Origin of the sequence: Candidatus Accumulibacter similis, from assembly GCA_013347225.1 — a bacterium.
Classification (GTDB): Bacteria; Pseudomonadota; Gammaproteobacteria; order Burkholderiales; family Rhodocyclaceae; genus Accumulibacter; species Accumulibacter similis.
Window position 1 is genome coordinate 2,239,147 of sequence record CP054595.1, and the last position, 13,270, is coordinate 2,252,416.

Sequence of the window (13,270 nt, forward strand, 5' to 3'; positions counted from 1 at the left end):
CGCTGCATTCTACTCGCGAACCATCCCGGAATGAGCCTGGCCGAGCGCATCAACCCGGATCCAGACTGTCCCTCGTGTTGTCCCATGTTCCACAGGAAGCGCATAGAAACAGATCTTTGCGTTTCGCAGACGGCGGATTTGCTATCCGCTGTTGCTATCTGCTGCCCGATGCGCTACACTGTTACTTGTTGTTCTGGCATGGGGCGCGAGCATGGCGACAATCGAGAAGCGGGTGGGCAGTGACGGTAAGCCGTCCTACCGGGTAAAGATTCGCGTCAAGGGCTATCCGCCTGAGTCTGCGACGTTCGACCGCCTGACGGATGCACGGGAATGGGCGACGCGCACTGAGTCAGACATGCGCGCCGGCCGATTCTTCGGTTCCGCACGGCTCCACACTTTCAACGCCCTGGCTGACGAGTACGAGCGCGCCGCGCATGACCTGAAGTCGTTTCCCGACCGCCGGCGGCACCTTATGCACTGGCGCGCCGAGTTCGGCGCAGCGCTGCTCAACGAGATCACACCACAGCGAATCGCGCTGGCCCGCGACCGGCTGCTGGCCGGCTCGACGCGCTACAAGAGCCGTGCGACCGGCGACCCAAACAAGGACGCTGCCCGAGTCATGGGAACCCGGAGCGGGCCGACCGTGAACCGCTACCTGGCGACGCTGAGCGCCTGCTTGAGCTTTGCAGTGAAGACGCTTGGCTGGCTCGAACGTAATCCTTGCGAGCGCACGGCGAAGAACCGAGAGAACCCCGGTCGCGTGCGGTTCCTGACCGAATCCGAGATCCCGAGACTGCTGGACGCCTGTCGCCCATCGCCTGATCTGTATCTCGCCGTCGTCCTGAGCCTGACGACTGGCGCCCGGCAAGCGGAAATCATGGGCTTGCGCTGGCCGCAACTCGACTTGTCGCGCCGCCTGATCACGCTTCGCCAAGGTGCGACGAAGAACGGTGACGCCCGCGCGCTGCCGATTTCCGGCGAAGCCGGCGAGCTGCTGCGCGAGCGCGCCAAGGTTCGCAGCCTGCACGATGACCGCGTGTTTCCGCCCGTAACGCTGAAGGGGCAGAGCCGGAGCCTGCGCGAAGGGTGGCGGCGCGCACTGCTGGCAGCCGGCATTGAGGATTTTCGCTGGCATGACCTGCGCCACACTGCAGCGAGCTATCTGGCGATGAGCGGGCGATCGCAGGTGGAGATCGCGAAAGTCCTGGGGCACCGCACGCTTGCGATGGTGGCGCGCTATTCGCACCTCGATCCCTCGCATGTTGTGGCGATGGGCGACACACTCGCGGAAAAGCTCTCGCTTGCCGGCCGCAAGCCCGCCGCCTGAACGGTTTTCAGGCAAATCGGGCAGGGGAGGCGCAGCAACGCCAGCTCTGCCCTAACCACATGTGAAAGGACCTTCACTCATGGCTACCCCAAACTCTACCGCAACTGCTCGCAAAATTGACGCACATCTCGCCGTTGGCCACCTTGGGCGCGCGGGTGCGACGATTCACGCTCTCCACGGTTTGATTGAGCGCTGGATCGACGACGGGTTCGACGAAGAAATCGCCGCAGCCGTGGCCTACGGCGTTGCCGCGATGGCGCGCGACGCGGCGCGCTGCTTGGATGACGCGCAGGAGGCACTCGGCGACTGCCGCTGCGGTTGGTATCAGGAAATCGGCGACTGATGGCCGCTGGCGCAACCCGCTTGCTTGCGCAGGCTGCCCGTCTGGCTGGCTTCGACCCGCTGGACGGGTGGCCGGACACGCTGCCTGTTGACGGCTTGGCCGCGCTCCTGGCGGATGGAGACCGCAAACGAGCCCGAGACTGGCTGGGCGCCGTGCTGGTATCGATCGAGCGCGGCGAGCTGCGGGCGAGCGCGCGCGACGTGCCGCTGCCAAGCCCCCGCCGCATCGGTTCGGTCCTTCATCGCGCGGTCGCGCCAATGCCCCATCGCACCGGCCGCGCGTGGTACGTCGACCGAGAATCCGCGCGCGAGTGGCTGGCCGTCGACCGCCCGGCCGCGATGGTGGTTGCTTGGCTGGCGGGAGTGGAAAGGCAAGCGCTCGCCAAAGACCCCGTACCCTGGCAGGAGGCGATCGTGCAGAGCTGGCCGAGCATCATCGAGGCATCCGGCAAACCGAAGCCGCGCGCCATCGATGTCATGCGATGGCTACAAAAGCATGGGCGCCCGGATGTTTTCGACACGCAAGCCCCCTTGTCGAACGATGTTCTACGGCTGGCCGGCGGTGGCCAAGTGAAGCGCCACACCGTCGAAAGTCGCCTGTCAGAGCTTCGCACGGCCGGGCGCATCTGAAGCGGGACTTCAACTCCGGCACGACGACCGGTCAGAGCTTCGCACGGCCGGGCGCATCGGAAGCGGGACTTCAACTCCGGCACGACGACCGGTCAGAGCTTCGCACGGCCGGGCGCATCGTGTAAAAGTCTCCCGCGGGAATCCCATTGTGGCCGCGGGAAAAAACCGCAGCCCTGTGTCGTTTCACAATGTCGGCAAGCCGCAAGCGCAACCCAAAGCGCACGGCGAAACTTGACGACATGAGACAGAGACGATGCAACGTGAATCTTCCCGCTTCCCGGAAGCTGCGCCCGCTTCCCCTCTGCCGCGCCTCTGCGCGGTGGATTCACTCCCGGAATTCTTCCCGCACGCTCGCCTGACCCCGGCGGCAGTTCGCAATCAGATTTTTCGCGCTGACGACCGGCGAAACTCGCGCGGCGAGCTGCTGCCCGGTAACGGACTTGGCCGCGCGGGTGCCATCATTCGTGTCGGCCGGAAGGTGCTCATCGACGTCGACCGTTATGGGGCGTGGCTGGACTCGCTGCGCACGCAGCAATGAGCGCCCCCGCCGCTGCGATTGAGAGGCTTCTGACTGGCGATCACCGCGCCATTGCGCACGTTCTTGGGCGCTATACGCACGGCGACCGCCAGGTGTTGCTCGACAGGATCTTTGCCGAAGCGCCCGGCCCGCATGCTTGGCGCGCGAACGACGTGGCGGCGCTGTTGAGCCAAGGCTTCGCGCCGGAAGAGATTCACTTCAGCCCTTACCGCGGTCTGTACGGGCAGATCTGCCAGGACGACGAGGCTGAGATCGAAGCTTGGCGCGACGAGCGCGCGCCGCGGCCGGGAGAGGACGCACCGTACGTAGACCCGCCGTACGTAGACCCGCCGCCGATCGACCCCGACCCCCCGCCGGAGAACTGGCGCGACCTCGCGATGGCCGAGTGCCTGGACCCCGACCCGCTGGCCGGCCGTGACGGCGATACGTCGCCCCCGCCGCAGGAATCAAGCGACGACTGGCCGTACGAGCGCATCGACGTTCGGCATTGCCTACTCACACCGCCGCCCACGATCGAGTGGTTGGTGCGCAACCGGGTACAGCTTGGCCGCGGGCACGGGTTCACTGGCACCGGCGGCAGTTCGAAGACTACGCTACTGCGGACGCTCGGCGTAGGCGCAGCGGTTGGGCGCATGCCGTGGAAGGAGTGGGAGATCGCCCGCACCGGCCGCGTGCTGCTCGTCTTGACCGAAGACACTCCGGGCGACACGCACCGGCATGTGCACGCGACGGCCGATGCGATGCGGCTGTCGGCAGATGAGCGCGAGCTGGTTGCCGACCGCCTCGTGGTGTTTCCGCTGGCTGGGCAAACCGTGAAGCTGCTGACGATCGACCGGTCCGGTATCCCGCTCTACACGAACCTCTTTGATGGCCTGCGGCGACTCGTCGAGAGCCTGGGCGACGTCGTTCTTGTCGGGCTTGATCCGGCCGTGGCACTGACCGACGGACAGGAGGTTGACCAAGCTCATCAGCGGGCACTCGGCGCGCTGGCCGACAGCTTGGCTGTTCGCACTGGCGCCGCGGTCGTGCTGATCACCCATGCCGCGAAAGGGAGTTCTGGTTCTGACGAGCTATCCTCGCACATGAGCCGTGGAGGCGGCGCCATCACCGACGCCCTGCGGTCAGAGCACGCGCTGCGGACGATGACGGCGCGCGAAGCCACTGCGTTCGGCATCTCGTCCGTTGAGGAGCGCCGGCGGTATGTCCAGCTGGCGGCGACGAAAGGCAACGAGCTGCCGTCAGGTTCGTATGCCCCGATCTGGCTCCGTCGCGGCGAAAGGGGCGCGCTGTTTCCTGCTGACATCGAGAAGACGACACGAGCCGTCAGCGACGACGCCCTGAAGGCGCTGGCGATTCTGCGCGAGCTATGTGCTACCGCGGTCCCGAAGCTCGAGGCCTGGCGGCATGCGTGCGCCGCAGGTGGCGCCATCCGATCGGCTGACGGCGAAGCCGGCAAGAAAGCCATGCAGCGCCTCGTCAAGATGCTACTCGATGCTGGCAGCATTGAGCAAGGCACCGGCCGCGGCGTCTATGTTCCTGCCTCTGGAGCCGAAGGAGCAGGGCGGTGAGAAGCCATTGGCGAGGCCGCTACAGCGAAGGGACAAGGGACACACATATTAATATGTGTGTGTCCCTTGTCCCTTCGCGCGCATGTGGCGCCGCGTCGCCTTGCGTTTTGTCCCTTCGTTGTCCTCTTCCGGCCGCCGCTGTCCCTTCGTTGTCCCGTCGCTGTCCTTTAAGCAAGTACGGTTTGTCCCTTGCAGGAACCGGCGCGCCGCCATCCGGGCGGACCTGCGAGGATGCGCCGGATGCACGCCCTCCTGCGTACCATGAGCCTGCGAGGATCGGCAACGCCCACCGCCAGAAGCCCCTTGTGGCAAGGGTTTCGTGGGTCCTTCCTGCTCGCCTGCTCTCGGGTAATGCGAGCCGCGGCGGTCCGCCAGGCAACGGCTCAAAATCAAGCGCAACACTTTCTTTTTCGGGGTGTTGCGCGAGTCATTTTCAAGAAATCCGATGAGTCAAATGGCGTTTTCCGAAATGCGCTGGCCAAAGGCCCGCGCGAGCCGCCTGCAGACGCTGCTGGCAGATCTCGATCGTTCGGTCGACTGGCTTGCGATCGCGCGGGCGCTCGAGGAGCACTTTCCGAAGCCCGGCCGCGGTAGGCAGCCCGTGCCGCTGGCCGCAATGATTCGGATCTGCGCGCTGGCCTGGGTCTTCAGTGCCAACGAGCGGCAGATCGAGGACTTGCTGATCGACAGCCCGGCGGCTTGCCGGTTCTGCGGGCTCGACGACAGCCAGGGGCGACCGCCGGATAGCGAGACGGTCGCCAACTTTCGGCGAAGGCTTGAGGCGCTGGGCTTGGACGGCCGGATACCGAATGCGATCGAGAAGGACCTGGCAGCGCGCGGCGTCGTGCTGACGCCCGGCGAGATTCGCGAACCCCGCTGGCACGGGCCGCGCCAATGACGACGAGCGGCCCGAGAGACCCCGCGCCGGTTGTTGTCGGCGCCATACCCGGCCCGCGCGTGCTTCTCGGGCGACAGAGCGCCCGACCGGGAGACGGAGTGGCTGCGGCCTTCGCAGCCGGCAGATGGTTCGGCGAGCTGCTCGGAGTCTGCGACGCTCTCGAGTTGTCACACACTGACGTGTTGGAGACATCCTGGCGGCGCATCCTCGGCGTTGGCGAGGCCGACCCGCGCGCACTCGCCTGCCGCGCGTGGCCTGCTGCCGCTGGAGACATGGCGCTGGTCGCGCATCGCTGCCGGGCCGCAGCGTTATTCGTCGCTGAGCTCTGCCGGCGCCGCACTTTCCTTGCTGACCGCGTGCCACCGCGGCGCGCTCCAGATGCCAGCGTCGCCTGAATCCCGCTTGCAGGCGATCGAGGCCCGCTTGCAAGCGATCGAGGCCGGGCAGCGCGCGATTCTGGCTGCCCTGCGCGCCGCGCACGAGCGCAAGACCCCGCGTGCGGTCCGCACCGCGCGGCGATACGCCTTGGTGCGAGCTGCTGGCCAGATCATCGGGACGACGTGGGAAGCGGCCGGCAGGCTGAGCGACCTGCTGCAAGGTCGCGCGGCCGCTTTCGGCGAACTCGGGCAGATCGTTGAGCAGATCCGGCGGCAGCGGGAGGGCGCGACGAGCCAGCGGCGCCTGTGGGAAATCATGGCTGCTGACGCGCCGCTATCCGATAGCAGCGGCACGGCCGACCGCGGCACGATGGCGACTCTCCATGACACAACCCCGGAAGGAACCCGAGATGAACGAGATTTACCCGCTGCGCCCCGATGACGAACTCCACGCCTTGGGCGCATTAACTGCCGAGTACGGCGGCCAACTGCTCGCCCTGCAGGTTTCGCGATCGGGCGTCCGCGACAAGAAAACTGAGTTCCTGCGCCGCCTGCGCGCTTCCGCCCAGGACCGCCAGCTCGCGCGCGCGGCCGACAGCCTGCTCGGCGTCGAGGAGCAGCGCGAAGCCTCTGGGTTTTCCGTCTTGCGAGCCTGCCGCACGATGCTGGAGGAGAACTCTCGCAATGGGCGGCTGGAGGCCGATGTTAGCGCGCTCGTCGCAAACCGCACGGGCACGGTGCCAAACGGGGTCTGGCTTCCGTTGCAAATTGCCGCCCGGAGTCTGGAGTCCCGCGACTTCAATCTGGGTTCGGCGACCCAGGCTGGCGCGCTGATCGGCGCCGCCCGCGACGCGGCCGGATCGCTGACGGCCGACCCGCTGCGCCGCTGCTCAGTGGCCGCCGCCTTGGGTGCGACCGTGATTACCGGCCTGCGGGATCCGCTGAACCTGCCGGCCTTCAGCAGCTCGACGAGCTTGACCTGGCCCGGCGAGATCGGAGCGGCAACGAGCATCGCCGAGACCACTGGCGGTCACGACCTGACGCCCGTTCGCTGCGCCGCGACACTGACTCTGAGCCGGCAAGCCGTGATTGCTGCGCAGCCGCAGGTTGATGCCGTCATCGCGCGACATTTGACGCAGGCGTGTTTTGAGCAGCTCGAGGTAGGAATCTTCACGGGAGACGGCACGAGCAACGCGCCGACCGGCATCCGCGCGACGGCCGGCGTCAGCTCTGTTGCCGGCGGCGTCGATGGAGCGTTGCTGAGCTGGGCGCACCTCGCCGACCTGGAAGCCGCGCCTGGCCTGGCCAATGCGCCAGTGACGGAGCTTTCCGGCTGGGCCCTGAACCCGGCAACGGCGAAATTCTTGCGCAAGACGCTGAGATCAACCTATCTCGATTTCATGTGGGAAGGCGGCGACCGGCCGCTGATGCAGCATCGCGCCGGCATCACGGCCTGCTTGCCGGCCAATCTCGCCAAGGGCGCATCCGGCAACGTCTGCTCGGCGCTGGTCTACTCTTCCGACTGGTCAAGCCTCGTCCTCGGGATTTACGGCGCCGGCATCGATTTGACGATCGACAAGGTTACTTTGGCTTCCGTGGGCCAAGTGAGGATCACCGCCGCCTTGCACGCAGGAATGACCGTCATCCGGCCGGCCGCTTTCGCCGTGATGGAAGACGCCAAGCTGACCTGATTTTGAACCCCTGGCCGGGGAACCCCTGCCGGCGCGAGAGAGCCGCCCATAGCGCCGGCCGGCAGCTCCTTACACATGGGCGTGCACGCAGCGCCGGCGCCAAGTCTCGGAAAGACCGCGCTGGCCGGCGGCTGGCGACCCCGCGCGAGCGGGTGGAAGCCGCCAACCTTCCCTTCTGCTTCCCCTTCGGCTGAATCCTGCTATCCTGCAGCGCGCGGCGACGGCGCGCCGTAACGCCGGTATTGCAACGTCATGGGACAAATCTGGGACAGTGCGCACGAAAAAGCGCCAGTTATCCACAATCAAGCACAACAAAGGGGGGTGCTTCAAGTGTCTGATTCGACTGCGTTATGTTGTTGCCTGTTGCTGCCGATCGTTGAAAGTCTCGAGACTCAAAATCCGCCGCCGCAAGGCGTGGGGGTTCGATTCCCCCTCTCGGCACCACACACAAAGACTACCCGAGCCCGCAAAGCCGCGGATTATAGCAGCCTCACCCGGCGCGTTGCGGGCAGGTGGGTGGTGATCGAACCATCGCGGGCAGGCCGCGGGATGCAAGGCAAGAAGGAGCGAACGGCGACCAAATGCCGCTGAGCAGGCGCCAGGCGGGCAGGCGGGCAACGCCGGACGGCCGCACAGTCGAATCGTTGGCAACCGCCGAAAGGCCGCTCGCCGCAGACGATGCCAGTCAGGCAGCGGCAGTGATGCGGGGGGGTGCGATGCCGCGCCGCGGCTATGCCTGGTGGCTCGCGATTCGTCCGAAGACGCTCAGCGTGTCAGTGGTGCCTGTGCTCGTCGGCACTTCGCTGGCGTGGTCGCAGCAGGCGGCCGTCCTCTGGCTGCCGGCGCTGGTTGCGTTGCTCGCCGCGCTGCTGATCCAGGTCGGAACCAACCTGCACAACGACGTCGCCGACTTCGAGCGCGGAGCGGATGGGCCGCAGCGACTCGGGCCGCCGCGCGCGACGGCGATGGGCTGGCTGGCGGCGACGGCGGTGCGGCGCGGAGCGTGGATCGCCTTTGCCTTGGCATTCAATCTCGGAGTCTATCTCGTCCATCACGGCGGCTGGCCGATCGTCGTCATCGGCCTGGCGTCGCTGGCTGCCGGCTGGGCGTACAGCGGCGGGTCGCGGCCGATCGCCGGCACCGCTTTCGGCGAGTCCTTCGTGCTGCTCTTCTTCGGCGTGGTCGCGGTCAGCGGCAGCTACTACCTGCAGACGCTCTCGCTGGCGCCGGCCGCCGTGCTTGCCGGCGCCATCGTCGGCCTTCCCGCCGCTGCCGTCATCACCGTCAACAACACCCGCGACCGCGAAAGCGACGCCCGTGTCGGACGGCGAACGCTGGCGGTTCTCTGCGGGCGGCGGGCCGCCTGCGGCATCTACGCAGGCGAACTGCTGCTGCCGTTCGTTCTTCTGCTCTGGCTGGCGATGCTGAGTGGCCGCGGCTTCTGGCTTGCGCTGCCGAGCCTGGCGCTGCCGCTCTGCCTGCGGCAGATCGCGCGCTTCCGGCACGCGGCCGGGGCCGCTTACAATGAACTGCTTGCCGACACGGCCCGACTGCAGTTGCTCTTTGCTCTCCTGCTCGCGGGCGGGCTGCTGGCCGGGGTGCCCTAAGCCTCCGTCCTGGCGGTCTTCGGGTCGGGAAACCAGGCGAGCGTCGATTGCAGGCGAACGACCGTGCCGATGATGATCAGCGCCGGTGACCTGATGCCGGCGGCTACCACCTTCGTCGGCAGGGTCGCGAGGTCGGCTGTCAGCACCCGCTGCCGGCGCGTCGTGCCATTCTGCACGATGGCCGCCGGGTGCTCGGCGGGCAGGCCATGAGCCATCATCTGCCGGCAGATTTCGGCCAGTCCGCCGACTCCCATGTAGAAGACGACGGTCTGCCGCGGCCGCGCCAGCGACTGCCAGTCGAGGTTGATCGTGCCGTCCTTCAGGTGCCCGGTGGCGAAGGCGACCGCCTGTGCGTGATCGCGGTGGGTGAGCGGGATGCCGGCGTAGGCGGAACAACCGGCGGCGGCCGTCACCCCCGGGACGACCTCGAAGGGGACTCCCGAGTCGACCAGGGCTTCGATCTCCTCGCCACCACGCCCGAAAACGAAGGGGTCACCGCCCTTCAGGCGGACCACGGTCCTGCCACTGCGCGCCAGGCGCACGAGCATCCGGTTGAGATCGGCCTGTGGCACGCTATGCTTCGAGCTTTCCTTGCCGGCGTAGATCTTCTCGGCGCCCGGCCGCGCCAGTTCCAGTGCGCCCTCGGCGATCAGGTGGTCATAGACGATCGCATCCGCCTCGCCGATCAGGCGCGCGGCGCGCAGCGTCAGCAGGTCGAGATTTCCGGGCCCGCTGCCGACGATGTAGACGGTGCCGCAGGTTGCTGACGGAGGCGACTGACTCATTGCACGGTTTCCGATTTTTCGCTGAGGCGCAAGCATAAGCGTCCGCGCCGGCATGTTCAACTGATCCGCGACCGCCTGCCAACGACGCTGGGCGATTTGATGAAGGTCAAGGAATCACCACGGGCCGGCGTGTCATCCTGAGAGCAGTCTGACAAGGGTCTGACCGCGAGCGCCGAACAAGCAACTTCAAGAGGAGAGGAATCGAACAATGCAGAAGCGAATCCGTAACGTACTGATGCTGGCAAGCCTGCCGCTGGCCATGAACCTGGCGTTTGCCGCACCGGCCGAAAAGGCCGCTGCGCCAGCCGCCAGTGCCGCACCAGCTGCAGCGCCGACGCTTTCCGCGGAAGACAAGGCGGCGGCCGGCAAGACCTACTTCGAGCGCTGCGCCGGCTGCCACGGCATGCTGCGCAAGGGCGCCACGGGCAAGAACCTGGAGCCGGCGAACACCGCCAAGCTCGGCAGCTCGCGCCTCGAGAAGATCATGTCCTACGGTACCGAAGGCGGCATGCCCAACTTCGACGACATCCTGTCGAAGAAGGAGATCGCCAACATGGCGGCCTACATCCAGATGCCTGCCGAAGCCCCGCCGGAGTGGGGCATGAAGGACATGAAGGCGAGCTGGAAGCTGCACGTGCCGGTCGCGCAGCGGCCGACGAAGCAGATGAACGACATCAACCTGAAGAACGTCTTCGCCGTCACGCTGCGCGATTCCGGCGAGGTGGCGCTGATCGACGGCGACACGAAGAAGATCTGGGGCATCGTCAAGACCGGGTACGCGGTGCATATCTCGCGCCTCTCCGCCTCCGGGCGCTATGTGCACGTGATCGGTCGTGACGGTCGTTACGACCTCATCGACATGTGGTACGAGAAGCCGACGATCGTCGCGACGATGAAGGCGGGCTACGAGGCGCGCTCGGTCGATACCTCGAAATACAAGGGTTTCGAGGACAAGTATGCCGTCGTCGGCTCGTACTGGCCGCCGCAATACGCGATTCTCGACGGTGAGACGCTCGAGCCGCTGAAGCTCATCTCGACCCGTGGCGTCACCGTCGACGGCGAGTACCATCCGGAGCCGCGTGTCGCCTCGATCGTCTCTTCGCACGACAAGCCCGAGTGGGTGATCAACATCAAGGAAACCGGCATGATCAAGCTGGTCGACTACTCGGACATCAACAACCTGAAGGAAGTCACCGTCAACTCGGCCAAGTTCCTGCACGACGGTGGCTGGGATGCCTCAAAGCGCTACTTCCTCGTCGCCGCCAACGCCTCCAACAAGGTGGCCGTCGTCGATACCAAGGAAGGCAAGCTGGCAGCATTGGTCGACACGGCCAAGATCCCGCATCCGGGCCGCGGTGCCAACTTCATCCATCCCAAGTATGGTCCCGTCTGGGCCACCTCGCATTTGGGTGCCGACGTGATCAGCATCATCGGTACCGACCCGGCGAAGAATCCGCAGCACGCCTGGAAGGTGGTGCAGGAAGTGAAGAACCATGGCGCCAACTCGCTCTTCGTCAAGACGCATCCGAAGTCGAAGAACCTGTGGGCGGATGCGCCGCTGAACCCGGATCCGAAACTGGCCGGTTCAGTGACCGTCTACAGCATCGCCGACCTCGGCAATCCGGATCCCAAGCCGCAGGTGCTCGACCTCGCCGCTGCCGCTGATCTCGGCAAGACGAAGGGCATCCAGCGCGTCGTGCATGGCGAGTACAACGAGAAGGGCGACGAGATCTGGTTCTCCGTCTGGACCGGCAACAAGACCGAGCCGTCGGCGATCGTCGTCGTCGATGACAAGACACGGACCGTCAAGAACGTGATCAAGGATCCTCGTCTCGTGACGCCGACCGGCAAGTTCAACGTGTACAACACGCAGCACGACATCTACTGAGCCAAGACCGCAGTCGAAGCGAACGGGGGGCTGCGGCCCCCCGTCTTTTCATGGTGCGGCGGACGAGGCAGCAGGTGGCCGTCTGCCGGCAGGAGAAGCGATGAAAGCGAAGGCCCTGATTCTCTGTCTCGCGCTGTTCCCATCAGTGACGCGGGCAGCGCCGCCACCGGTCGATCCGGCGATGCTCGAACTGGCTGACCAGAGCCGCTGCCTGACCTGTCACGATGTCGATGAAACGCTGCGCGGCCCTGCCTGGCGCGACGTCGCCAGGCGCTACCGCGGCAAGCCGGAAGTCGAGGAGATTCTCGTCAAGAAGGTGTTTGAGGGTGGTGGCGGTGCCTGGGGGAATGACTACATGTCGGCCAACAAGCGTGCCGGCATGGACAACATCCGCATCCTCGTGCGCTGGATCCTGACTCTGCCCTGAACCGGCGGGCTGCGACCGGGGTCACTGAGGTCGCGGCTGCTTCAGTCGAACAGTCCTTTGTCGAGCCGTGCCGCGAGTTCCGCAGTCACCTTGCCAAAGGCGAGGATGCGCCGACCGGGATGTTCCTTGAGGAACTCTTCCGCGTCGGCGCGCGTGGCAAAGGCAACCAACTCGTGTCCCATCGGTCCCGGCGTGTGGGAACCGATGACGTAGAAGACAAGGCGGGCGTCGATTCGGGTGAGTCCGTCGTACTCGGTGACCCAGATGCTGGCGATTTCGCCGGCGCTCCTGCCAGGCGCATGGCGCGGCAGGTTGCCGAGGTACTTGAACAGATCCCTGGCGCCATCGAAGAAATGCGCCTGACCGTCACGGTAGGCGACCACGGCGACCTAGTGTGGGTAACGCGAGACGAGCATGCCGCAAACCGGGCAGAGATCCCGCTCGCCCGGCGTTGGTCGCAGCGGGCCGGCCATTGCGAGGCTGGCAGCCAGCCAGAAGACGCCGGCAGCGAGCCACTGCGGCGGTCGCGACGGCGACACGGCGGCGTTCACCCCTGAGGTCGCGCTGCCCGCTGCCGCCGCTCTTCACGACTCCTGCGAATCATCGCGACATCCTGCGACATATCGGTGTAGGCGGCGAGCAGCGCCTGCTCGAAACTGCCGAGGTCGCCGCCGTTCTCCGCCATGGCCGTCCGGGCTGCCGCTTCGCTGCCGTAAGCGACCTTGCTGTGTCTGCTCACCACCCCTTGATGCGGCTGCCGATCAGGAAGGTGGCCCGGTCGACTCCGATCAGCGGTTTGATCCCGGCGTTTGACGCGTTGTCGGCGACCCAGATGCTCTTCGGCTCGCGGTCGACGTTGACCGCCAGGCTGATCGCTGCGCAATGCAGCGAACAAACGCCGTCGGGCAGGTCATCGCTGTACTGCAGCAGCATGCGCGAGTGGTGAAACGGGCGGCGATCCATGCCGCAGTACGGGCATTTCGGGAATCTCTCGAGGTCGTTCTCGGCGGGTCGGGGATCGGCCGCCTTCTTCGGGATGAACTGGGCCGGCGTGCCGTCGGTGGCACAGGATGGTTGCGCATGTGCGGTGGTAGCAACAAGGCCGGTCGAGGCAAGCGACATTTTCAGCAGATCACGGCGGTTCACGGTCATACTCTTGGCCAAGGGTGAAATGGTGCCGCGCGGGGTGGCA

At 66.2% G+C, this 13,270-nt stretch carries 12 protein-coding genes, 1 tRNA gene and 2 pseudogenes; 12 read left to right on the forward strand and 3 right to left on the reverse strand.

Going from position 1 to position 13,270, the window contains the following annotated elements:
* Window positions 1–211 precede the first annotated feature (211 nt).
* The 10 genes from HT579_10255 (at window position 212) to menA (ending at window position 8,978) form a co-directional block, all read left to right on the forward strand.
* Entirely contained in the window at window positions 212–1,327 is a 1,116-nt protein-coding gene (locus HT579_10255; GenBank protein ID QKS29258.1) for a site-specific integrase, read from the forward strand.
* Between the two features lie 79 nt (window positions 1,328–1,406).
* Window positions 1,407–1,670 carry a hypothetical protein gene (locus HT579_10260; GenBank protein QKS29259.1) on the forward strand — a complete coding sequence of 88 codons (264 nt, stop codon included), beginning with the start codon at window positions 1,407–1,409 and terminating at the stop codon, window positions 1,668–1,670.
* Window positions 1,670–2,299, forward strand: coding sequence for a hypothetical protein (locus tag HT579_10265; GenBank protein QKS29260.1), 630 nt, complete (start codon window positions 1,670–1,672; stop codon window positions 2,297–2,299). The genes HT579_10260 and HT579_10265 overlap by 1 nt, the downstream gene beginning before the upstream one ends.
* 253 nt (window positions 2,300–2,552) lie before the next feature.
* Entirely contained in the window at window positions 2,553–2,837 is a 285-nt protein-coding gene (locus tag HT579_10270; GenBank protein ID QKS29261.1) for a hypothetical protein, read from the forward strand.
* Entirely contained in the window at window positions 2,834–4,405 is a 1,572-nt protein-coding gene (locus HT579_10275; protein QKS29262.1) for an AAA family ATPase, read from the forward strand. The genes HT579_10270 and HT579_10275 overlap by 4 nt, the downstream gene beginning before the upstream one ends.
* A gap of 454 nt (window positions 4,406–4,859) precedes the next feature.
* Window positions 4,860–5,303: a transposase gene (locus HT579_10280; protein QKS29263.1), complete on the forward strand. Its 444-nt coding sequence runs from the start codon at window positions 4,860–4,862 to the stop codon at window positions 5,301–5,303.
* A 213-nt stretch (window positions 5,304–5,516) separates the two neighbouring features.
* Complete coding sequence (locus HT579_10285) at window positions 5,517–6,122, forward strand: hypothetical protein (GenBank protein ID QKS29264.1); 606 nt, start codon at window positions 5,517–5,519, stop codon at window positions 6,120–6,122.
* The gene (locus HT579_10290; protein ID QKS29265.1) at window positions 6,091–7,371 is read left to right on the forward strand and encodes a phage major capsid protein; all 1,281 of its coding nucleotides are present in this window, start codon (window positions 6,091–6,093) and stop codon (window positions 7,369–7,371) included. The genes HT579_10285 and HT579_10290 overlap by 32 nt, the downstream gene beginning before the upstream one ends.
* A 358-nt stretch (window positions 7,372–7,729) precedes the next feature.
* Window positions 7,730–7,815, forward strand: a tRNA-Leu gene (locus HT579_10295).
* 272 nt (window positions 7,816–8,087) lie between these two features.
* A complete protein-coding gene (gene menA, locus HT579_10300; protein ID QKS31598.1) occupies window positions 8,088–8,978 on the forward strand; it encodes a 1,4-dihydroxy-2-naphthoate octaprenyltransferase in 891 nt (296 codons plus the stop codon).
* On the opposite strand, the gene cobA is transcribed toward menA, so the two are convergent.
* Window positions 8,975–9,763: a uroporphyrinogen-III C-methyltransferase gene (gene cobA / locus HT579_10305; protein QKS29266.1), complete on the reverse strand. Its 789-nt coding sequence runs from the start codon at window positions 9,761–9,763 to the stop codon at window positions 8,975–8,977. The two genes, menA and cobA, sit on opposite strands and share 4 nt — an antisense overlap.
* Window positions 9,764–9,971: 208 nt before the next feature.
* Between cobA and HT579_10310 the strand changes: the two genes are divergently transcribed.
* A complete protein-coding gene (locus HT579_10310; GenBank protein QKS29267.1) occupies window positions 9,972–11,651 on the forward strand; it encodes a c-type cytochrome in 1,680 nt (559 codons plus the stop codon).
* 100 nt (window positions 11,652–11,751) lie between these two features.
* Window positions 11,752–12,078 carry a cytochrome C gene (locus tag HT579_10315; protein ID QKS29268.1) on the forward strand — a complete coding sequence of 109 codons (327 nt, stop codon included), beginning with the start codon at window positions 11,752–11,754 and terminating at the stop codon, window positions 12,076–12,078.
* A 41-nt stretch (window positions 12,079–12,119) separates the two neighbouring features.
* On the opposite strand, the pseudogene HT579_10320 reads toward HT579_10315, so the two are convergent.
* Together HT579_10320 and HT579_10325 are read right to left on the reverse strand one after the other, a co-directional pair.
* Window positions 12,120–12,551 (reverse strand): annotated as a pseudogene (locus HT579_10320) (nitrous oxide reductase accessory protein NosL).
* 74 nt (window positions 12,552–12,625) lie between these two features.
* A pseudogene (locus tag HT579_10325) lies at window positions 12,626–13,224 on the reverse strand (nitrous oxide reductase accessory protein NosL).
* Window positions 13,225–13,270: the final 46 nt, after the last annotated feature.

Coding starts and splice junctions, on each gene's coding strand:
- HT579_10255 (QKS29258.1), top strand. CDS start 212: ATGGCGACAATCGAGAAGCGGGTGGGCAGTGACGGTAAGCCGTCCTAC.
- HT579_10260 (QKS29259.1), top strand. CDS start 1,407: ATGGCTACCCCAAACTCTACCGCAACTGCTCGCAAAATTGACGCACAT.
- HT579_10265 (QKS29260.1), top strand. CDS start 1,670: ATGGCCGCTGGCGCAACCCGCTTGCTTGCGCAGGCTGCCCGTCTGGCT.
- HT579_10270 (QKS29261.1), top strand. CDS start 2,553: ATGCAACGTGAATCTTCCCGCTTCCCGGAAGCTGCGCCCGCTTCCCCT.
- HT579_10275 (QKS29262.1), top strand. CDS start 2,834: ATGAGCGCCCCCGCCGCTGCGATTGAGAGGCTTCTGACTGGCGATCAC.
- HT579_10280 (QKS29263.1), top strand. CDS start 4,860: ATGGCGTTTTCCGAAATGCGCTGGCCAAAGGCCCGCGCGAGCCGCCTG.
- HT579_10290 (QKS29265.1), top strand. CDS start 6,091: ATGAACGAGATTTACCCGCTGCGCCCCGATGACGAACTCCACGCCTTG.
- menA (QKS31598.1), top strand. CDS start 8,088: ATGCCGCGCCGCGGCTATGCCTGGTGGCTCGCGATTCGTCCGAAGACG.
- cobA (QKS29266.1), bottom strand. CDS start 9,763: ATGAGTCAGTCGCCTCCGTCAGCAACCTGCGGCACCGTCTACATCGTC.
- HT579_10310 (QKS29267.1), top strand. CDS start 9,972: ATGCAGAAGCGAATCCGTAACGTACTGATGCTGGCAAGCCTGCCGCTG.
- HT579_10315 (QKS29268.1), top strand. CDS start 11,752: ATGAAAGCGAAGGCCCTGATTCTCTGTCTCGCGCTGTTCCCATCAGTG.